The 18,784-nt window shown below is 41.0% G+C and carries 22 protein-coding genes; 15 read left to right on the top strand and 7 right to left on the bottom strand.

The genetic code is table 11. From position 1 onward, the window contains the following. The first annotated feature begins 23 nt into the window (after nucleotides 1-23). From Q0X77_RS06510 to Q0X77_RS06490, 5 genes are read left to right on the top strand one after another with little or no spacing between them, the layout of a single operon-like run. Entirely contained in the window at nucleotides 24-806 is a 783-nt protein-coding gene (locus Q0X77_RS06510; protein WP_297794813.1) for an SDR family oxidoreductase, read from the top strand. A 3-nt stretch (nucleotides 807-809) separates the two neighbouring features. Then, nucleotides 810-1,265 (top strand): hydroxymyristoyl-ACP dehydratase, encoded by a 456-nt coding sequence (locus Q0X77_RS06505; RefSeq protein WP_297794810.1) that lies wholly within the window; start codon nucleotides 810-812, stop codon nucleotides 1,263-1,265. Next, the gene (locus tag Q0X77_RS06500) at nucleotides 1,255-2,529 is read left to right on the top strand and encodes a beta-ketoacyl synthase (RefSeq protein WP_297794806.1); all 1,275 of its coding nucleotides are present in this window, start codon (nucleotides 1,255-1,257) and stop codon (nucleotides 2,527-2,529) included. Before Q0X77_RS06505 ends, Q0X77_RS06500 begins: the two co-directional genes overlap by 11 nt. A gap of 6 nt (nucleotides 2,530-2,535) precedes the next feature. Next, entirely contained in the window at nucleotides 2,536-2,784 is a 249-nt protein-coding gene (locus tag Q0X77_RS06495; RefSeq protein WP_297794803.1) for an acyl carrier protein, read from the top strand. Between the two features lie 7 nt (nucleotides 2,785-2,791). Next, nucleotides 2,792-3,223, top strand: coding sequence for a hypothetical protein (locus Q0X77_RS06490; protein ID WP_297794801.1), 432 nt, complete (start codon nucleotides 2,792-2,794; stop codon nucleotides 3,221-3,223). Between the two features lie 45 nt (nucleotides 3,224-3,268). Here Q0X77_RS06490 and Q0X77_RS06485 read toward each other — a convergent pair whose 3' ends face one another. Beyond that, nucleotides 3,269-3,775, bottom strand: coding sequence for a YceI family protein (locus Q0X77_RS06485; RefSeq protein WP_297794798.1), 507 nt, complete (start codon nucleotides 3,773-3,775; stop codon nucleotides 3,269-3,271). Nucleotides 3,776-3,902: 127 nt separating this feature from the next. Here Q0X77_RS06485 and Q0X77_RS06480 point away from each other — a divergent pair, with 127 nt between their 5' ends. Together Q0X77_RS06480 and Q0X77_RS06475 are read left to right on the top strand one after the other, a co-directional pair. Next, nucleotides 3,903-4,271: a hypothetical protein gene (locus tag Q0X77_RS06480; protein WP_297794795.1), complete on the top strand. Its 369-nt coding sequence runs from the start codon at nucleotides 3,903-3,905 to the stop codon at nucleotides 4,269-4,271. A gap of 261 nt (nucleotides 4,272-4,532) precedes the next feature. After that, the gene (locus tag Q0X77_RS06475; RefSeq protein ID WP_297794791.1) at nucleotides 4,533-4,874 is read left to right on the top strand and encodes a hypothetical protein; all 342 of its coding nucleotides are present in this window, start codon (nucleotides 4,533-4,535) and stop codon (nucleotides 4,872-4,874) included. Nucleotides 4,875-4,882: 8 nt separating this feature from the next. Here Q0X77_RS06475 and Q0X77_RS06470 read toward each other — a convergent pair whose 3' ends face one another. Beyond that, nucleotides 4,883-5,839, bottom strand: coding sequence for a TerC family protein (locus Q0X77_RS06470; protein WP_297794787.1), 957 nt, complete (start codon nucleotides 5,837-5,839; stop codon nucleotides 4,883-4,885). A 137-nt stretch (nucleotides 5,840-5,976) separates the two neighbouring features. Here Q0X77_RS06470 and Q0X77_RS06465 point away from each other — a divergent pair, with 137 nt between their 5' ends. Both Q0X77_RS06465 and Q0X77_RS06460 read left to right on the top strand, forming a co-directional pair. Next, nucleotides 5,977-6,345 (top strand): hypothetical protein, encoded by a 369-nt coding sequence (locus tag Q0X77_RS06465; protein ID WP_297794785.1) that lies wholly within the window; start codon nucleotides 5,977-5,979, stop codon nucleotides 6,343-6,345. 214 nt (nucleotides 6,346-6,559) lie between these two features. Beyond that, nucleotides 6,560-9,802: a glycosyl hydrolase gene (locus Q0X77_RS06460; protein WP_297794783.1), complete on the top strand. Its 3,243-nt coding sequence runs from the start codon at nucleotides 6,560-6,562 to the stop codon at nucleotides 9,800-9,802. A 96-nt stretch (nucleotides 9,803-9,898) separates the two neighbouring features. Here the strand turns inward: Q0X77_RS06460 and Q0X77_RS06455 are convergent, their stop codons facing one another. From Q0X77_RS06455 to Q0X77_RS06445, 3 genes are all read right to left on the bottom strand, one after another. Continuing rightward, the gene (locus Q0X77_RS06455) at nucleotides 9,899-11,110 is read right to left on the bottom strand and encodes a multidrug effflux MFS transporter (RefSeq protein ID WP_297794780.1); all 1,212 of its coding nucleotides are present in this window, start codon (nucleotides 11,108-11,110) and stop codon (nucleotides 9,899-9,901) included. 79 nt (nucleotides 11,111-11,189) lie between these two features. Continuing rightward, complete coding sequence (locus tag Q0X77_RS06450; RefSeq protein ID WP_297794777.1) at nucleotides 11,190-11,327, bottom strand: hypothetical protein; 138 nt, start codon at nucleotides 11,325-11,327, stop codon at nucleotides 11,190-11,192. Between the two features lie 41 nt (nucleotides 11,328-11,368). Further along, nucleotides 11,369-11,557: a hypothetical protein gene (locus tag Q0X77_RS06445; protein WP_297794775.1), complete on the bottom strand. Its 189-nt coding sequence runs from the start codon at nucleotides 11,555-11,557 to the stop codon at nucleotides 11,369-11,371. Nucleotides 11,558-11,708: 151 nt separating this feature from the next. On the opposite strand from Q0X77_RS06445, the gene Q0X77_RS06440 reads away from it, so the two are divergent. From Q0X77_RS06440 to Q0X77_RS06415, 6 genes are all read left to right on the top strand, one after another. Then, the gene (locus Q0X77_RS06440; protein ID WP_297794772.1) at nucleotides 11,709-12,077 is read left to right on the top strand and encodes a hypothetical protein; all 369 of its coding nucleotides are present in this window, start codon (nucleotides 11,709-11,711) and stop codon (nucleotides 12,075-12,077) included. Between the two features lie 4 nt (nucleotides 12,078-12,081). Then, nucleotides 12,082-14,385, top strand: coding sequence for an FdhF/YdeP family oxidoreductase (locus tag Q0X77_RS06435; RefSeq protein ID WP_297794769.1), 2,304 nt, complete (start codon nucleotides 12,082-12,084; stop codon nucleotides 14,383-14,385). A 147-nt stretch (nucleotides 14,386-14,532) separates the two neighbouring features. Then, nucleotides 14,533-14,862 (top strand): hypothetical protein, encoded by a 330-nt coding sequence (locus Q0X77_RS06430; RefSeq protein ID WP_297794766.1) that lies wholly within the window; start codon nucleotides 14,533-14,535, stop codon nucleotides 14,860-14,862. A 186-nt stretch (nucleotides 14,863-15,048) separates the two neighbouring features. Continuing rightward, on the top strand, nucleotides 15,049-15,555 hold the full coding sequence (locus Q0X77_RS06425) for a TlpA disulfide reductase family protein (protein WP_297794764.1): 507 nt from the start codon (nucleotides 15,049-15,051) through the stop codon (nucleotides 15,553-15,555). Continuing rightward, nucleotides 15,556-16,773, top strand: coding sequence for a hypothetical protein (locus Q0X77_RS06420; protein WP_297794761.1), 1,218 nt, complete (start codon nucleotides 15,556-15,558; stop codon nucleotides 16,771-16,773). A 127-nt stretch (nucleotides 16,774-16,900) separates the two neighbouring features. Further along, nucleotides 16,901-17,470, top strand: a complete 570-nt coding sequence (locus Q0X77_RS06415; protein ID WP_297794758.1) for a DUF4251 domain-containing protein — start codon at nucleotides 16,901-16,903, stop codon at nucleotides 17,468-17,470. A 70-nt stretch (nucleotides 17,471-17,540) separates the two neighbouring features. Here the strand turns inward: Q0X77_RS06415 and Q0X77_RS06410 are convergent, their stop codons facing one another. Both Q0X77_RS06410 and Q0X77_RS06405 read right to left on the bottom strand, forming a co-directional pair. Then, on the bottom strand, nucleotides 17,541-17,996 hold the full coding sequence (locus Q0X77_RS06410; RefSeq protein ID WP_297794755.1) for a hypothetical protein: 456 nt from the start codon (nucleotides 17,994-17,996) through the stop codon (nucleotides 17,541-17,543). Nucleotides 17,997-18,196: 200 nt separating this feature from the next. Beyond that, on the bottom strand, nucleotides 18,197-18,655 hold the full coding sequence (locus Q0X77_RS06405; RefSeq protein WP_297794752.1) for a hypothetical protein: 459 nt from the start codon (nucleotides 18,653-18,655) through the stop codon (nucleotides 18,197-18,199). Nucleotides 18,656-18,784: the final 129 nt, after the last annotated feature.

Here is an 18,784-nt window from a genome sequence, read left to right as displayed (position 1 = left end):
GAAAAAATAGAAAGGTGAATAATATGAAACAACAGAGTTGGGCATTAATACTGGGTGGGAGCAAAGGTCTTGGCCTTGCCACAGCAGGTAAACTGGCCAAGAGCGGATACAACATCCTTATTGTTCACAGGGATCGAAATCTGCATATGCCCGATATAGAAAACGCCTTTAAAGAAATTAGCGGTTTTGGAGTGCAATTGCACAGTTTTAACAAAGACGCCATTCAAGCTGGCAGCAGGGCTCAATTAATAGAGGAAATACAAAAACTACTTCCGAAAGGTGAAAAGATCAAAGTTTTGGTGCACAGTATTGCAAAGGGCAATCTGAAACCCATGAATTCCCAAACAGAAGAAGAGCTTAACAACCAGGATTTTCAGCTTACAATAAATGCGATGGCGATAAGTTTATACGACTGGACAAATGCCCTTATTAAAGCCAAACTCTTTGAAAACGATTCCAGGATCATTGCATTCACTAGTGAGGGGTCTGTTAAGGCCATGCCTAATTATGGTGCGGTGGGAGCAGCTAAAGCAGCTCTGGAAGCTATTGTAAGGAATATGGCCATTGAATTTGCTTCCCTGGGCCTGAAATCGAACTGTATCCAGGCTGGGATTACAGACACCGAATCGTTAAGGCGTATACCGGGTAGCGAAATGCTGAAAGAGCAGGCTTTAGCCCGAAATCCAAATAAAAGGCTTACAAAGCCTGAGGATATTGCGGATGTTGTTTCTCTTTTATGTTCTGATGAGGCCAAGTGGATAAATGGGACTGTAATAAAGGTTGATGGAGGTGAAAGTTTAAGATAAGAAATGGATTATAATCATATCATAGAAAAATTACCCTATTCCAAACCTTTTTTGTTTGTGGATTCATTAACACACGTTGATAGCAATGGTGTTCAGGGTAGTTTTTGTTTTCATAAGGAATTAGATTTTTATAGAGGACATTTTAAAAATCAGCCTATTACCCCGGGGGTAATCCTCACGGAATGTTGCGCTCAAATTGGATTGGTTTGCCTGGGCATTTATTTGCTTTCAGAAACACCTGACATTAAAATAAATGACCTTGACGTGGGATTCAGTAGCTCTGAGATGGAATTTTATCTTTCTGTATACCCCGGTGAAAAAGTGTCTGTATTTTCGGAAAAGATTTACTTCCGATTCAATAAATTAAAATGCAAAGTAAAAATGTACAATGCAGCAGAAAAGCTTGTTTGTAAAGGAGAACTTGCCGGTATGATTAAAAATTCAACCAATGGCACATAGAGTAGTAATAACCGGTTTAGGCATTTGCGCTCCCAACGGAGTGGGGTTGACCAACTTCACGAATAGCCTGAGGGAGGGTAAGGGTGGCATACGTTTTTATCCGGAATTAAAAGAACTAAACTTTGGGTGTCAAGTAGCTGGTAAACCAATACTTACAACAGAATATATAAATAATTACTTTACCAAATTACAACTACGGGATCTAAACGCCAGTGGTGTGGTGTATGGGGTTATAGCAGGTACGGATGCATGGAACGACGCCGGATTAAGTAAAGCAGCCAAAGAAGAACCTGATTGGGATAGTGGCGTTATTTTTGGCACTGGTATTTTAGGGGTGGATAAGTTTCGTGAATCAATTCACCATGTAGATGCTGGAAATACACGCCGGTTGGGGAGTACATCTGTTATACAGACCATGGCAAGCGGCATAAGTGCCTATCTGGGGGGAATTCTTGGTTCAGGCAATCAGGTGACTACCAATTCATCTGCCTGTACCACAGGTACAGAGGGTGTGATCATGGCTTATGATCGAATTTATAATGGTAAAGCCAAACGAATTTTAACGGGTAGTTGCAGCGATAGCGGCCCATACGTCTGGGGAGGATTTGATGCCATGCGGATTCTACCGAGGAGTTTTAATGACAATCCTGACAAGGCCAGCAGGCCTCTGAGCGCATCTGCCTCCGGTTTTGTACCCGGAAGTGGGGCAGGAGCCCTGGTATTGGAGTCCTTAGAAAGCGCCAGGGAAAGAGGAGCTAACATTTATGCTGAAGTATTGGGTGGCGCAATTAATAGTGGTGGTCATAGAGGCGGAGGGAGTATGACGGCTCCTAACAGTATGTCTGTACAACGCTGTATTAGAGAAGCTTTGGCTAACGCCGGTTTAAGCAGCAGGGAAATAGACGCGATCAATGGCCATCTAACAGCCACTGCCAAGGATCCGGTAGAGATCCATAACTGGCAAAAGGCTTTAGAACTTACGGGAACAGATTTCCCCTATATCAATTCGTTTAAAGGAATAATGGGACACGGTTTGGCTGCTGCCGGTAGTTTGGAGTGTGTAGCTGCCATTTTGCAGTTTAAGGAAGGTCAAATTTTCGGTAATGTGAATAGTGAGGACCTGCATCCTGAAATTGAAAAATTAGTTGATAGATCCCGAATTCCCGAAAAAACAATAAATTACAAACCAAAAACAATTGCGAAGGCGAGTTTTGGTTTTGGAGATGTCAATGCCTGTGTTATATTTAAAAACTTTGAGGAATAAAAAAATATGGAAAAAGAAGATTATTATCAGCAACTCAGGGGTATTGTACAACCCTATTTACCGGAAGATGTAACCATTAAAGATGTTACTCCGGAAAGTCATTTTATCAATGAACTCAACATTAATTCAGCTAATCTTGTGGATATTGTCCTGGACGTGGAAGATGCCTTTGGTATTACGCTCGAAAACGATGATATGGATCAAATGCAGACCGTAAATGATGCCATTGCCATAATCAACAAAAAAAGAAGTTGAAAAAGTTATGCATGCAATATATTCATGGGCCAGTACTAAGTTAAAAGTAGATAAACGGCTAATCTTAATATACTGCCTGGTGTATTTTACCTGGGGCATGCTAATGAACTGGTTTGGAAAGGAGGCTGAGATTGCTATGTTTAACAACTGGTGGCAGGTGATTACCTGCTATATCTTGTATATGGTTCCTATTTCTCTTCTGCTGAGAAACCTTCCATTTCATGCGCAGTATGCATACGGCCTTGTAGCAATGGGTTTGTTGGAATTTGGGGGCTATTTATTCGAGACGTCCTATGCCTTTCCGAATAATATTATTGATCAGATATTCGGGATACGCAACTTTACCCTGGGGATGTCTCTATTTTTTGCTTTTTATTTTCCTTTAGGAAACTGGGCAGTGGGTAAAATTTACAAATTAATATTTAAATTAAAAGATTAGATAAAAAATTCTTAGTAACTGTATTACAGTATTTAATGAAAATATTTATTTAAGTTCTAGGATTAGATTAATCTCCACCTTGTTATCCTCTCGTCTTTTTTTAATATTGATATTGAAATCAGAACAATAGAGGGAAGCAGCACCCCTAAGTGTATTGCCATCTTTATCAAATTGCCAGGTTAATGTTTTTGAAATTCCTTTGATTTTTATAATGCCAACAACCTTAATCCCTTTTTCGGTTGGCGAGATCTCCTCACTTTTAAAGGTAATTAAGGGATATTCTTCATCATCAAAATATTTGCTGCTTTTTAAATGCCAGTCGCGCAAAAAATTACCTGTTTTAATGGTGGAAACCTCGACTGATCCAGCTAAAACCGAACTGCTAAGGTCATCCGGATCAATTTTAGAGGTCGATTGAAACCCCTCAATGGTACCATCAACATCTTTTGAGAGGAAGATGAATTCAACCCTGGCAGAGCTTATTGATTGTTGTGCTTGAACAAGCTGAAATATAGCCAAAAACAACAATACTAATTTCACAGGATATTTCATTGCAACAAGGAATTTTATCTTTTCTCAAAGGTAGTTAAATCAGCTAAACGACAAAGTGCTTATAAAATCGTTCTGGGGTCTATTCCTCATAAATTATAGCCTTAGTATATCGTTAAAAATCAGTATTTTGCAAAATAGAACACGAGTAATGAAGTTTAGCTTTAAATTATATTTACAAAGATCTGCTCTCCTGATATTTTTATTCTCTATAGTCACTTTGGCATATGGGCAGGAAGAAAAGAATAAGGATTTTAAAGTTGAGAAAAGAACTGTTCTGGAAAAATTTGATGCAGAACTGGTGATTTCCCCGGAAGAGCGCTTAAAATTGAAACAGGAAAGAGCTGCAACAATCCAGAGTCGACTGCAAATTATGGATTCTTTAAAAATATCAACTCGGCAAAGACGCAGGTTGCTAAAAGAGCTCTATGAATCGCCTTTTTCTGATCAATGGAATAAGGTCATCGCAAATCTTGAATTTGAGGAAGGAACTCAATAAGAGTCTCGGCTATTTCTATATTTCCCAGGCATTATTTATGTACACTCTGGCTATTTGTCCTGGGAGAACTTCTTTTTTCCTGCTATATGGAATTAATAAAATTAGAATCTTCTTGGTTAAGCTTTTTGTTATAAAGTTAAGGTTCCTGAAAGAATTCGTTAAAGTTTTCATATTTTGATTCCATTGCAGAAAATTTTGTCAATATTTTCGTACCTTAAAGCGACCTTTTAATAGAACGAGCATCCCCAAAATCAAATTAAAATGACTGCGATAGAACCCACATCCAGTGTTCCCAGGCATTCTGACAGCAATTCCGCGCTGGTAAGGCTTGAACGGAACAAACTAGACCTTATCTCCTTAGAAGAGCAATTAAAATCCTATGTCTGCGAGCCAAAAACGCGAACACTATTCGAGAGAATGGAAATCTTGAAACGGAAACTGGCGAATTTAAAAAATTCAAACCAGGAGATGATTATTGCTTTGAAGGATCATACGCTGTTTTTTGAGGACGTCAAAGATCGAATCAGGCAGCAATTAGATACTTATAAATCTCTAGAATTAAAGGTGCTGGAATATATTGGCATGGCTAAACTTCACTGCTAAATCCCACGCTACTCATCAATAGTGAATTCATCTCTTTCGGGGATCAATACGGAAGCTATCACGCCACTTAAGAGCGATACAACAATTACCGTAAGGGATACCCATTCTGGCGGGTGAAACTTTTGCGATAATAACATTTTGAATCCCACGAATGCCAGGATTACGACAAGGCTATAATGGATAAACCTAAATTTAGTTAACATCCTCGATATTAGAAAGTACATAGAACGCAATCCCAAAATTGCAAAAATATTGGAGCTAAAAACAATAAAAGGATCTGCTGTTATGGCTAGGATCGCAGGAATACTATCCAAAGCGAACATAATATCTGTTATCTCAATGACAATAAGAGCCACAAACAAAGGAGTGGCCACAGTTAACCCCATTTTTTTAATAAAGAAATTATGTCCGCTGATGACAGTGGTAATAGGATAGATTTTTTTTATTTGTTTAAAAATAAAAGATTCCTTTGGGTTAAAATCCGTATTCCCGGTACGTAGCATTTTATAAGCAGTATAAATAAGGAAAATCCCAAATACATAAATGGTCCACTCAAATCGGTTTATTAAAGCCACTCCGAACAGGATCATAAAGGCCCTGAAAACTATTGCCCCTAGTATGCCCCAAAATAAAACACGGTGCTGATAGATGGGAGGTATGGCAAAAGCGGTAAAAATTACGGCTATAACAAAAACATTGTCAATACTTAAAGAGAGTTCAATCAAATATCCTGTAATATACTTTAATACAGCATTTCCGGGTGTTAAGCCTGTTGGATTATCAATAGTGCCACTGGCGAAAAGCCAGTAGATTACGCCGCTGAAACTCATGGCTACCGTAAACCAAACAGCAGTCCAGATGCCGGCTTCTTTGGAACGAATAACATGGTCATGCTTATTAAAAATGCCGAGATCAAGGGCAAGGAAAATACAAATTAAAAAGATAAAGGCAGCCCAGATTAGCATACTTACAGCAATTTAATTGCGAATATAAGAATCGTTTTCATAATTTTGGAATGGTAGTTGTATAATAAGATGCAAGTTAACTTTCCATTAGGTTTTAGCCGATTGTAATGCTTACCTTGGGATACAAAATCATCATTATGTCAAAAGAATTTCAAAATTTACTTAAAGGTTTGCCAATTATTCTTGCCCTCTTTTTAGTTCATAACACAAATGCACAATTTGTTCCTAAAAATGATGTGGAGAAGCAAGCTGCAAAGCTGGTGCAGGCCTATCAGCCTGATGTCGGGATGACCGTAGAGCAGGCATCTTCAGTTTATGAAAAAATTGCTGAAATATTAGCAAAGGAAAATGCGGTTAGAAGTAGTTCTGCAAGCCCTGAAGAAAAGAAGAAAAGCCTTATGCAATTATCTAAAGAGGAAACTGAACATATTGGAACTATTTTGGAACCTAAGCAGTTTAAGGAGTATAAAAAATTAAAGAAAACACTGCAACCCGTCCGGCTGTAACCCTATAGGATTACTAAGTCTGGCATGATTTTCTAAAATCCGTTAAAGCAGTCTAAACGGTCTATTAAACTGGTTTTAAAGCAAATAATATTGGAGTACGCCAATACTACTCGGATCTTGATTAGTTGATTTGTTGTGGCTCCAATTTTCATTAATTTTGGCTTTTAATTTTAACAATTTTTATTACATTCGGTCTTCTAAAAAATAACCATTTATGAAGATCGTAAAACATTACTTTGTTGCATTAATATTTTGCCTTGGACTAGTTAGTACAACTCAGGCTCAGGAGGTTAAGGAGGATCCATTTCAAGGACTGGAGTTCAGAAGTTTAGGACCGGCATTTACTTCCGGTCGGGTAGCTGATATAGCCATTCATCCTAATAATGAAAATGTCTGGTATATTGCCGTAGGCTCAGGAGGGGTTTGGAAAACTGTAAATTCCGGAACCACCTGGAAACCTATTTTCGACAAAGAATCCACTTATTCCATAGGTTGTGTTACTATAGACCAATCTGCACCAAGTACGATCTGGGTAGGTACAGGTGAAAATGTAGGAGGCAGGCATGTAGGTTTTGGCGATGGGATCTACGTTAGTCATGATGACGGGAAGACCTGGAAGAATAAGGGTCTCAGTAAATCTGAACACATTTCTAAAATTATTGTTCATCCCGAAGATTCCAATACACTTTGGGTAGCCGCACAAGGCCCGCTTTGGAGTAAAGGCGGAGAACGTGGTGTCTATAAATCTACCGATGGCGGTAATAGCTGGAATAAAACCCTTGGGAATGAGGAGTGGACCGGAGCCACAGACCTGCTAATTGATCCTACCAATTCTGATATGCTTTATGCGGCAACCTGGGACAGACACAGAACAGTAGCGGCCTATATGGGTGGTGGACCTGGTTCGGGAATTCATAAAAGTGTTGATGGTGGTGAGACCTGGACAAAGTTGAGCACAGGAATTCCTAAGGTAAGACTGGGTAAGATAGGCCTGGCCATGAATCCTTTCAATCCCAATATGATCTATGCAGCTATAGAATTGGAACGATTAACCGGAGGTATTTTTCTGTCTGAAAATGGCGGTCAGTCCTGGACTAAGAAGTCTAATACGGTTTCTGGCGGTACAGGCCCGCATTACTACCAGGAACTTTACGCTTCCCCGCATAAAGAAGGAAGGCTTTACCTGATGAACAATTACGTCAAGATTTCTGAAGACTTTGGAAAAACCTTCGTCACCATGAATGAAAAAGGAAAGCATGTTGATAGTCATGCAATGGCTTTTAAGGCATCAGATCCTAATTATGTATTATTCGGTACAGATGGAGGCTTGTATGAGAGCTTTGATCACACCAAAAGCTGGAAGTACGTTTCTAATCTGCCGGTGATCCAATATTACAAGGTTGCAGTAGATGATAGTAAACCCTTTTACAATATTTATGGAGGAACTCAGGATAATGGTTCTCATGGCGGTCCTTCAAGGACCAGAAGTGCAGCGGGGATTTTAAATTCAGACTGGTGGATCACGCTGGGTGCTGATGGTCACCAATCTGCTACCGAACCGGGCAATCCTGACATTACTTATGGGGAGTTTCAACAAGGCGTCTTATGGAGGGTAGACCAGACCACCGGGGAAACCGTATTCATCCAGCCTCAACCGGCAGCAGGAGAACCGGCGGAGCGTTTTAACTGGGATGCACCTATATTGGTGAGTCCGCATAAACCTACCCGTCTCTATTTTGCTTCACAACGGGTCTGGAAATCGGAAAATCGCGGCGATGAATGGAAGGCTGTTTCAAAAGACCTGACCCGAAATCAGGAGAGGCTGGCACTGCCTATAATGGGAGGGCAACAGAGTTGGGATAATGCCTGGGATGTAAATGCCATGTCTAACTATAACACCATTACGTCACTGGCCGAATCTCCCAAACAGGAAGGTTTACTTTACGCAGGAACCGATGATGGAATTATACAAGTGTCGGAAGACGGAGGTGCTAATTGGCGTAAAACAGAATTAAGCTCTATAAAGGGCGTACCGGCCATACCATTTGTAAATGATGTACGAGCCGACCTGTTTGATGCGAATGTTGTTTATGCAGCGCTTGATAATCACAAATACGGAGATTACAAGCCTTATCTATTAAAAAGTTCGGACAAGGGCCGTACCTGGAGTTTGATCAACGGAAATCTTCCAAAGCGATTGCTTACCTGGCGTTTAGTGCAGGATCATGTCAAACAGGATTTACTTTTTGCGGCCACGGAAAATGGGGTTTATTTTACGGCTAATGGAGGGGGAAGCTGGACTCAGCTAAAAGGAGGCATGCCAACTATTGCCATTCGTGATATTACTATTCAGAGAAGGGAAAATGATTTGGTAGCCGCTTCTTTTGGAAGAGGCTTTTATGTACTTGATGATATTACCCCGCTAAGGGACTTTGACAACAATGTAAAAAATGCAGAAGGAACACTATTTGATGTTAAACCTGCGTATTGGTATGTGCCTAAACAGGCGCGTTATGCCCAGGGAAGTAATCAGTATGTGGCCAAGAATCCGGAATTTGGTGCCATTTTCACCTATTATTTGAAAGATTCTCTTGTCTCTTTGGAGTCTTCCCGAAAAATGGCTGAAAAGGGAAAGACTTCGATTCCTTTTCCGGGATGGGATGCCCTGGAAGCAGAAAAGGTTCAGGAAAAACCAGCATTATTCCTTACAGTAAAAAATAGTAGAGGACAGGTGGTCAGAGTAGTTAAGGGGACTAATAAGAAAGGCTTTAACCGGGTAAATTGGGCTTTGGATATCGCCGATAGAAGCGGGGAGGACCTTAATCCACCCAAGGCCACAGGGAACAGCTATGACCGCAGTATTATGGTCACACCCGGTGACTATTCCGTTACTTTATCGAAAGTGGTAGATGGACAAATGGCTCAACTGGGTAGCACAAAAAACTTTAAGGTAGTTCCTCTTGCGGAAGGTGCTCTGAAAGGAGCGTCCTATGAAGAGATAGCGGCGTTCACAGAAACCTATCAGACTTTTCAGCAAGATCTGAAGGCTACAAAAACAGTTTTAAAGGAAAGCACATTAAAAGTTAGTGCGATGCAGCGCGCTTTACTAAAAGCGACATCGCCTTCCGCTGATCTGGTTCAGAAATTACACGATGCCAGGATGATGCTTCAAAAAATGGATTCCAAAATGAATGGAAATCCGGCTAAGAATGAAATTGGGGAAAGGAATGATCCAAGCCCAAATTCCGGGAACTCCATAGGTCGCCGGGCACTTTCTAGCAGTACATATGGCCCAACAGCTAATCATAAAGCCGCTTTCAGTGCCGGCCAATCTATGTTAGAGGCTATGAAAGCAGAGCTTAATGGATTTGTAAAAACCCAATTACCAGCCCTGGAGCGAGAAGTGAAAGCTTCGGGAGCCCCATGGATAGAAGGACAGGGATTGATTGAGAATTAAGAAGAAATACTTTAGTGTAGTTAACCCGCGTATCCTTGTGAAATGCGGGTTTTTTATTAGCTGGCCAGCACGAAGCACAGTTTGTGCCTTGATTTACTAATCAATGCTCTGTACGCCCCGTTTACCCAGGAAGAAATAAGCCAATACTGCAAAAGCGATTAGACCACAAACCAGGAACCCAATAAACATGGGAAGGACACTGTCTACTACAAATTTACCGATATAAGCACTTATGGCTACCCCCATTATAGTGGCGATAAAACCAGTGATAGCAGCTCCTATACCGGCAATATGTCCCACCGGTTCCATAGCGAGGGAACGAAGGTTGCCAAACAGAAATCCCAGCGCGAAAAATTGTAGCGCAAAAAAGAGAAGCAGTACCAAAAAAGGAGGGTTACCAGTACCTGCAAAAAGTACAATATAGAGCAATGAAATGAGCACATAGGATGCCATGGAAACAGTTACCAATCTCAACATACCGTAGCGCAATACAAGGGTACCGTTAAGCAGGGTAGCAGTTCCAATGGTTATTGCGAGGGCGGCAAAAATATAGGGGAAGGCCTCCTTTAAGGCATATTGCTCCTGGAAAATTTGTTGTGAGGTACTCAGATAAACTAAAAAAGAACCTGTAATAAAACCCCAGATAACCGTAAATAACATAGTCTGACGGTAATTAAGCAATTCCCGATACCCATCTATAAAGACCCCCGCCCGGAAAGAAGTCCTTTTGCGCGGAATCAGGGTCTCTGGCTGCCTTTTCCAGAACCAGACAGAGACAAGGATGGCAAAGATAACCTGCACATGGAAAATGGCTTCCCAACCGTAGAAATCGAGGATCCATTTGCCCATAGCCGGGGCAATTATAGGGACGAGGATAAAGACTACCGTTACAAAAGACATGATCCTTGCCATGTAGTTCCCGCTGTATTTGTCACGGATCATCGCAATGCTTATGGTTCGCGGGGCGGAAAGGGCAAAACCCTGTAAGACACGACCCGTAATCATTATCTCCAGACTCTGGGCAAAAACACATAAGAGACTGGCAAGAATAAAGAGTCCAAAGCCCATAAAAACTACAGGTTTCCGACCAATACTATCCGAAACAGGCCCGAACAAAAGCGGTCCGGTGCCCAGGCCTAAAAAGAAAAGTAAAATGAGTAATTGGTTATGAGCAGGGTTAGTGACACCCACAGCTATTCCAATAATATCCAGTGCAGGCAATAGGGCGTCCAAAGCCAAGGCGGCTATAGACATGAGCGCGGCCATAAGGCCTACAAATTCAAATTGGGATTGCTCTTTCTTCGGCATCCGGCAAAAATACACTAATCCAAAGAAACAAAAGGGCAAGTCTGAAAGGAACTCTCATGCCTAATTGGAATAAAGCAAACTAGAAGAGTTCAAAAACATAACCAAGTAACCAATACAGAATCAAAAACACAACAATAGTTCCTATACAACCACATTTTCCACCGCCTATTTTCTTTGCACCGATGGCTGCAACAATGGCTCTCACCAGGTTCTTCATAAGGTCTTTATTTAGTTGTTAGAAGATACGAAAATTAGTTTTTACAGTTCAAGGTGACGTAAGACTTCATAAATAATAAATGCCGGCCATAAGAGCGCTTTAATAAGTCCCACTATTACCGACCAGAAACCTGAGGCCATTTGAATATAATAAACGGCTGCACCAATAAAACCCAATCCGTAAACAGCATTAGACGCGTGAGTTGTATGTGTAATGTTTTTGGTTGACATGACTTTTATAGTTTAGATCACAAAAATCTGCTTATTCAGTCAGATGATCTATGATTTTTATCAGTTAAAACCTTGCATTCCAGGTTGCCCTATGGAGGTATATCAAAATAGAATAATGTTGTACATTTAGAAATGGATAAGCTAAAAGACTATGAAGATTAGGATATTGGGAAATTCTGTGCGTTTCAGGCTAACGCGTTCGGAGGTTGATACGCTTTGTACCAAGGGGTATATAGAGGATCGAACGCACTTTGATAGCCAGGTTTTTACCTATGCTGTAAAAATGGAAGCCCATGCAAAGAAGCTTTCCGCTCAATTTAAAGACAATACCATCATTCTGAATCTACCCTTAAGTCTGGGAGAAAATTGGCACCGCAATGAACAGGTTGGGTTTAATGGGCATATGGAAATCGACCGAAAAAACGCCTTATCACTCTTGTTGGAAAAGGATTTTATTTGCCTGGATGAGCGGCTGGAAGACCAATCCGATAATTATCCTAACCCTAAAGCAACACTTTAAGTAAATGGCTAAAAATACTTTTAATAGAAATATATGTGTTAGAGGTCCTGATGCATTTAATGACTTAAAAGTGACGGATCCCAAGCCATATGCTGCCGGTAGGGAAGGGATTGCAGCCGCCATGAAACACAGCTTTAAAGAAATGGGCGTTGTTAGGGCTATGACCACCCTTCTGCATATGAACCAGAAAGAGGGCTTCGATTGTCCCAGTTGTGCCTGGCCAGATCCTGAAAAGCCCTCTAAATTGGGGGAGTATTGTGAAAACGGGGTCAAAGCGCTGGCAGACGAAGCAACTACCTCACATATCGGAGCCGACTTCTTTGGCAACTATTCTGTTGAAGAATTATCCCAGAGATCCGATTATGATTTGAATGCTTTAGGCAGGTTAACGGAACCACTTGTTTTAAGGGAAGGCAGTATCTATTATAGCCCTATTACATGGGAGGAAGCCTTTACCTTAATTGCTGACGAACTTCGGGCTTTGCAGGATCCTAATGAAGCTATTTTTTATACCTCTGGCCGTTCGAGCAATGAGGCAGCCTTTTTATATGGACTTTTTGTAAGGGCTTTTGGGACCAACAATTTGCCCGATTGTTCCAATATGTGTCATGAATCGAGCGGGGTAGCCCTGTCTGAAACCCTTGGAATAGGGAAGGGGTCTGTAAAACTGGAGGATCTCTATGGCGCGGAGGTAATCATTGTAGCCGGACAAAACCCCGGGACCAATCATCCCAGGATGCTCTCTGCCTTAGAGAAATGCAAGGAAAATGGCGGAAGTATAATCAGTATAAATCCTTTGGAAGAATCAGGCCTGGTGAATTTTAAAAATCCACAACGTCTTAAAGGCTTACTGGGTTCCGGAGAAAAAATCACGGACCTTCATCTTGCTGTTAATATAAACCAGGACATTCCCTTACTGAAATTGATTCTTAAAAAGCTGGTCGTGTTAGATAAGACGGAGGGAAATGTATTTGATCAGAAATTTATTGCCACTTATACTACGGGTGCAGAGGACCTTTTGAGTGACCTGGATACATACGCTGATGAAGAACTTTTAAAACTAAGTGGAGTCGCTGTTGAAAGTATAGACGCTGCAGCAAAATTACTGGCCGGGAAAAAGAAAATTATTGTTTGTTGGGCCATGGGGCTCACACAACATAAGAATGGAGTGGAAACCATCAGGGAATATGTAAACCTCCTTTTGCTTAAAGGTGCTATTGCGAAGCCCTTCAGCGGTACGTGTCCGGTTAGGGGGCACAGCAATGTGCAGGGCGACCGCAGTGTAGGGATTATGCATTACGTTGATACCGCTTTTAATAAACGAATTGAAACCCATTTGGGATTTACGCCACCTTCAGAAGAAGGTGTGGACGTGGTGGGAGCCATGGAGGCAATGCATGAGGGTAAAGCCAAAATATTTATGGCCCTGGGAGGTAATTTCTTGATGGCTGCTTCTGATACCGATTATACAGCCGAAGCCTTGCAGCGATGCAAACTCACCGTACAGGTAAGTACTAAATTAAACCGTAGCCACCTGGTGACAGGGAAAACCGCTTTGATTTTACCCACTTACGGTCGCTCCGAAAAAGAGGTAAAGGGCGGAAAAGAACAATTTGTCACCGTAGAAAACAGCATGGGCAGGGTGCGCCAATCCAAAGGAGTTTTAAAAGCACCTTCAGAACAATTGAAAAGTGAACCTGAGCTTATTACCGGCCTGGCAGATGTTTATTTTAAGGGAGAGCATCCGGTTAACTGGAAGGCCCTGGGTAGCGATTACAACAGGATCCGGGAATTAATTGATAAAGTGGCTAAAGGCTTTGAAAACACCGGGGAAAGGGCCAGGGGAGCCGGATATTACCTGCCAAATAATGTAAGACAGCTCGATTTTAGTAAACTTCCGGGAGGAAAAGCACAAATTACATTGAATAAGCTGCCGGAACATAAGCTGGAAGCCGATGAATATATGCTAATGACCATAAGGTCTCACGACCAGTTTAATACTACGGTTTATGGTTTGGACGACAGATACCGGGGGGTATATAATGAAAGAAGGGTTGTTTTTATGAACCCAGAGGATATGGCGGAAAGGGGATTGGAGAAAATGGAGGTAGTACATCTTAGCAGCACCTATGATGCCAAAACCCGCACAGCCTATAATTTTAAGGTGCTGCCGTATAAAATTCCTAAGGGTAACTTAGCGGCTTATTTTCCCGAAACTAATGTCCTGGTGCCTTATAATCACTATGCAGACAGAAGTAAAACACCTATTAGCAAATCAGTTAAGGTGCGTGTCCTTAAGACCCAATAGTTACAAAAGGGCAGGGGATGAGTATTAATCACTATGCTATAATCTATCGGTGTTAGGTTAATTATTTAGGTTAAAAAACAAGACTTTAAAAGCTTTATGGCCATTGCAAAAAAATGATGTATTTTGAGAGGGAACACGACTACTAAAATGAAAAAAGTTCCTTTCCTTGTGGCATGTATATGCCTTTTTATATTGTGCACCAACCGACTTCTTTCACAGGAAAAGCCGCAATTGGAGGCCAAATTACAGCTGGTCGAAGAAGAAGGTCCCAAGCTCTACAAATTTGAACCGGATTACCAGGAATCTAACGATGCCCGTCGAAAAGAAATCCTTTTAATGAAGACTTTGATCGACTCTCTGGATCTATCAGAGGGCAAACGTCAGAAACTCATACGCGACTTGTACCGTAACAAAGGCTCCAAAAAACTCCAAAAAATATTATTGGCTAACAATCAATTTGAAGAGGAGAAAGAGTGAAGTTTATCAACTTCTAAATCTCAAAATCCATCCCGATAGCTCCCGATAGCTCCTTCTCCATAGTATTACGAAGGAGAAGCTATCGGGACGGGACGGGACCAAATCTCAAATTTCTATTAGCTAATAATCCTTTCTTTTTATGCCTATTTTTAATTACTTTCGACCAAATAATTGAAATTTATGTGGTTGAAAATACTTTTTTTTTCACTTATATTAACACTTCTCATAAGCTGTAATAATATTATTAATAATCAGCAGATTAGTGAAAAAAAAGTTCCTAATTCCGAAAAATTATTACAAACCGTAAACCAATTTGTAGATCTGGAAGGAAGGCCTGTTACTATTTCGGATTATAAAGGAAAACGGGTGCTCCTGAACTTTTGGGCTACCTGGTGCAGGCCCTGTATAGAAGAGATGCCTTCCCTGTTGCGTGCGCAGGAGATCCTTAAAAAAGAAGGTTATATCTTCTTGTTGGCTTCAGACCAGTCTGTTAAAGTCATTAAAGCCTTTAAGGCGAAAAAAGGATTTGATTTTACCTTTATTAAGTACAATGGTTCCTGGGCGCAACAGGAAATTGATGCCTTACCAACCACATTTATTTATAACAAGGCAGGGGAGAAGGTGGAAAAAATTGTAGGGGAAGTGGTTTGGGATTCCCCTGAAGTACTTCAAAGATTAAAAGACACACATTAAATGAAAAATTATATCCCTTATACAGTCATCTTTTTCGTGGGTTTGCTGCTAAGCTGTTCTGAAGCACCCAAAAAAGACAGTTATTTAGTACACGCATTAGCTTCTCCGGTTGGCAATAATAGTGCATTACCTCATTTATTTTCCAACGGCGATAAGGTATTCCTATCATGGGTTGAAAAAAGTGGAGATAGCCTCGCTTCGTTGTATTATGCGGAGATGAAGGATGATGTATGGCAAGCTCCGAATAAAATTACAGAAGGCACAGATTGGTTTGTAAATTGGGCCGATTATCCCATGCTATTTGAAAACCAGGGGAATTTTATATCGCATGTGCTCCAAAAATCCGCTCCGGAAACCTTTGCCTATGATATTAAGCTGAATGTACGTCCAAAAGGAGCCACAAACTGGTCGGCTAACCTTCCCTTGCATAAGGATGGAACACCCACAGAACACGGATTTGTAGCTGCTGTACCTTATAAAGACAACTCTTTTTTTATGACTTGGCTGGATGGCCGGAATACGTTGGAAAAGGAGGATATGCCACGTGGCCCTATGACCCTGAGAGCTGCTATAGTTTCTGAAAAGGGAGAGGTGAGCCAAAATACTTTGCTGGATTCTCGTACCTGCGATTGCTGCCAGACTACTGCAGCTATTACTTCCAACGGTGCTGTTGTACTCTACAGGGATCGTTCTGAGGAAGAAATACGCGATATTAGTATTGTTCGACAGGTGGAGGGAAAATGGACCGCCCCAAAGCCCATACATGCCGATAACTGGCGCATAAAAGGATGTCCGGTAAACGGCCCGAAGGTAGCTGCTTTGGATAATAACCTGGCCGTAGCCTGGTTTACTGCTGCAGGAGAACAAGGAAAGGTTAAGCTGGCATTTTCAGCAGATGGGGGAGCAAATTTTGACCCGCCAATCCGGGTAGATGAGGCCAATGCCATAGGACGTGTAGATGTGGTACTGTTGGATGCAGAGATAGCTATCGTGAGCTGGATGGAAGCCGATGAAACGGGAGCCCAACTAAAGGCTGTAAAAATAGACAGGTCCGGAAAATTATCGAATGTTAAAGGGATTGCTGAGATGCATGGATCACGTAGTTCCGGGTTTCCTCAAATGGAATTGGCAGGGGGTAAGGTCTATTTCAGCTGGACGCATGTTACCGAGGACAAGACGAAAGTGAAAACGGCTTACCTGGAGGTTTCACAGTTTTAAATAGGATTTCTGTGCATGGTATATTGTTGGGTGATAGGATCTTTTTGGTTTTAGCATATTTTTAATAAGAAGTGAAAACTATTTTAGTTATCTTATTAAAGCTAAGGAAATTATAAACACTGGAAAGATGAGGAAAGCTATAGTATTAGTAGGTTTATTAGGGGTTTTATGGAGCTGTGGAAGTTCTGGAAAGGCAGTCGGTGCAGCTGAGGAAAATCAGGTGCTTGAGAAGCTGGTAGCGGAGAAAATGCTGCTTATAGAATCTGATTGGGCGCAACCTTCAACCAATAATGCGATGAACAGTGTAGCGAGTAGCGCCTTATTCCTTCCTGGAAATACGGGTAGTAATATTAATCTGATCGGGAATCCAAATTATTTGAAAATAAAAGGGGATTCCGTTTCCGCATATCTTCCTTATTTTGGGGTGCAACAGATTAGCGCGGGTTATGGCAGGGGTAGCGCTATCCAGTTTAATGGTATTCCGGAACGTTGGAAGAGTAGCAGGAACACTAAGAAGAATTCCTATGACATCAGCTTTACTATCCGTGACAATGCTGAAGTATTTCAGGTATCACTCATTTTGTTTCCAAATTTAACCAGCCATATACATATCAATAGTGTACAGCGTAATTTTATAAAATATTTAGGGAAGGCTTCAGAACTTCCTGAAGAAGCGATTAGTGAGGAAGGCCTTTGATGTGTTTTAGTCAATAAAAAACCCCGACGTTTAATTGGCCAGGGTTCCAGAATCTTTTTTTAAAGGAAGTTTAATCTGCATTGATACCAATATCTGCAACAGCAATTATTTCATCGTTTGTGGGGCTATTGAGGATACTTACATGGCCGTCCATATTCAATAATTTATTAAAATCAATAGGCGTACCATCATCAAGCTGTGTAACCACGGTAGTACTTACGGCACAGGTACAAGGCTCTAATGTAATGGCTTTAGGGCCACCTTCGGCTGCATTATTAAAGTTTACATATGCGGGATGTTCATCGGTATTAGTATTCACCAGTTCAATTAAAATGGTGGTATTGCCATTACTATCCCTTGTAAAGGTTGCTTTACCGGTAATTCCTGAGTTATTTACGGCAATTAGATTGTAATCGATTTGGTCGACGATAATTTCGTTTACACCGGTGGGTTCTATGTCGTCGCCGCTACATCCGGATATAAGGACCATAGCCAATACTATCAATAAAAAAGGGGCATTTTTCATCTTGAGTTAATTTTGAGGGTTATCTTCTTATGCAAAGTTAAGAAACAATGCTAAAATTTAAGTAAAAACATAAATTTTTCGTCCAGATAAGACAATATTGGGTTAAGCTGGCCTGAAGGCTATAGCAACTTTGGAAACGGGCAAGAAAAAACCCGGCTAAAGATAGCCAGGCTTGATTTGTATTTTTTGAGATAGGGTGTTTAGTTTGCGTTGGCACCAATATCTACAGAGGCAACAACCTCCGGGTTTGCAGGTGTATCCTGTATACTAACATGGCCATCAAAATTTACCAGCTTGTCAAAATCAATTGGGGTACCATCATCAAGCTTGGTGACTACTGTCGTACTAACAGCACAGGTACAGGGCTCTAAGGTAATGGCTTTTGGGCCACCTTCAGATGCAGTGTTATAGTTTACGGATGCAGGGTGCTCTTCAGTATTGGTATTGGTGAGTTCAATTAGAATAGTGGTATTGTCATTACTATCCCTGGTAAATGTAGCTTTACCAGTAATACCTGAGCCATTCTGGGATACTAAATTGTATTCTACCTGGTCAACTATAACTTCGTTAACGCCAACAGGCTCTATGTTGTCATCACTGCTGCATCCGGTAGAAAGGACCAGAGCAAACAGCATCAATAAATAAGGGGCATTTTTCATCTTCTATTTTTTATAGGGTTCTTTTGAAACACGAATTTATATAAAGCAAATTGCAAAGTTCACCGAAGAAAACATTTTTTCGGTGAGATGTCCTAATAAATCGTTTAACGTAATTTTAAGATTTTGAAG

Source organism: uncultured Eudoraea sp., from assembly GCF_947258925.1.
Taxonomy (GTDB): Bacteria; Bacteroidota; Bacteroidia; order Flavobacteriales; family Flavobacteriaceae; genus Eudoraea.
This window is presented reverse-complemented; position numbering and strand designations above follow the sequence as displayed.

Coding starts and splice junctions, on each gene's coding strand:
- Q0X77_RS06510 (WP_297794813.1), top strand. CDS start 24: ATGAAACAACAGAGTTGGGCATTAATACTGGGTGGGAGCAAAGGTCTT.
- Q0X77_RS06505 (WP_297794810.1), top strand. CDS start 810: ATGGATTATAATCATATCATAGAAAAATTACCCTATTCCAAACCTTTT.
- Q0X77_RS06500 (WP_297794806.1), top strand. CDS start 1,255: ATGGCACATAGAGTAGTAATAACCGGTTTAGGCATTTGCGCTCCCAAC.
- Q0X77_RS06495 (WP_297794803.1), top strand. CDS start 2,536: ATGGAAAAAGAAGATTATTATCAGCAACTCAGGGGTATTGTACAACCC.
- Q0X77_RS06490 (WP_297794801.1), top strand. CDS start 2,792: ATGCATGCAATATATTCATGGGCCAGTACTAAGTTAAAAGTAGATAAA.
- Q0X77_RS06485 (WP_297794798.1), bottom strand. CDS start 3,775: ATGAAATATCCTGTGAAATTAGTATTGTTGTTTTTGGCTATATTTCAG.
- Q0X77_RS06475 (WP_297794791.1), top strand. CDS start 4,533: ATGACTGCGATAGAACCCACATCCAGTGTTCCCAGGCATTCTGACAGC.
- Q0X77_RS06470 (WP_297794787.1), bottom strand. CDS start 5,839: ATGCTAATCTGGGCTGCCTTTATCTTTTTAATTTGTATTTTCCTTGCC.
- Q0X77_RS06465 (WP_297794785.1), top strand. CDS start 5,977: ATGTCAAAAGAATTTCAAAATTTACTTAAAGGTTTGCCAATTATTCTT.
- Q0X77_RS06460 (WP_297794783.1), top strand. CDS start 6,560: ATGAAGATCGTAAAACATTACTTTGTTGCATTAATATTTTGCCTTGGA.
- Q0X77_RS06455 (WP_297794780.1), bottom strand. CDS start 11,110: ATGCCGAAGAAAGAGCAATCCCAATTTGAATTTGTAGGCCTTATGGCC.
- Q0X77_RS06450 (WP_297794777.1), bottom strand. CDS start 11,327: ATGAAGAACCTGGTGAGAGCCATTGTTGCAGCCATCGGTGCAAAGAAA.
- Q0X77_RS06445 (WP_297794775.1), bottom strand. CDS start 11,557: ATGTCAACCAAAAACATTACACATACAACTCACGCGTCTAATGCTGTT.
- Q0X77_RS06440 (WP_297794772.1), top strand. CDS start 11,709: ATGAAGATTAGGATATTGGGAAATTCTGTGCGTTTCAGGCTAACGCGT.
- Q0X77_RS06435 (WP_297794769.1), top strand. CDS start 12,082: ATGGCTAAAAATACTTTTAATAGAAATATATGTGTTAGAGGTCCTGAT.
- Q0X77_RS06430 (WP_297794766.1), top strand. CDS start 14,533: ATGAAAAAAGTTCCTTTCCTTGTGGCATGTATATGCCTTTTTATATTG.
- Q0X77_RS06420 (WP_297794761.1), top strand. CDS start 15,556: ATGAAAAATTATATCCCTTATACAGTCATCTTTTTCGTGGGTTTGCTG.
- Q0X77_RS06415 (WP_297794758.1), top strand. CDS start 16,901: ATGAGGAAAGCTATAGTATTAGTAGGTTTATTAGGGGTTTTATGGAGC.
- Q0X77_RS06410 (WP_297794755.1), bottom strand. CDS start 17,996: ATGAAAAATGCCCCTTTTTTATTGATAGTATTGGCTATGGTCCTTATA.
- Q0X77_RS06405 (WP_297794752.1), bottom strand. CDS start 18,655: ATGAAAAATGCCCCTTATTTATTGATGCTGTTTGCTCTGGTCCTTTCT.